The sequence below is a fragment of the Corallococcus sp. CA047B genome (assembly GCF_003612065.1).
GTDB classification, from domain to species: Bacteria; Myxococcota; Myxococcia; order Myxococcales; family Myxococcaceae; genus Corallococcus; species Corallococcus praedator.
Genome location: NZ_RAWD01000759.1, coordinates 1 through 302, shown reverse-complemented (window position 1 = coordinate 302; position 302 = coordinate 1). Strand labels below are relative to the sequence as shown.

The window sequence follows — 302 nt, the reverse complement described above, 5'->3', positions numbered from 1 at the left end:
ACGGCTGGGACGCTACCGCTGGGTGGTGGAGCGCACACTGGCCTGGAAGAACCAGCTGCGCCGCCTTCGCGTCCGCGATGAGCGCAGGGACGATGTCCACTTCGGCTTCCTCGTCCTCGGCTGCTGCGTCATGCTCCTACGACGCCTCTACCCTGGCATTTGTTAGAGGCTGTAATCCTACAGCTGCAGTTCGGAAGAGACCGCAGTCGCCCTCCTGTTGAAGGAACAGGAGGGGGAGGAGCGAGACTTCCCATGCAGCAGCCATCCGCCACTGAAGCGCAGGCGCCGGAAGTCCGGCTGGT

Annotated in this window: 1 pseudogene; it reads left to right on the top strand. The window is 63.9% G+C overall.

The features are described from left to right. Window positions 1-166 (top strand): annotated as a pseudogene (locus tag D7X74_RS44785) (IS5/IS1182 family transposase); the annotation flags it as partial. Window positions 167-302 lie beyond the last annotated feature (136 nt).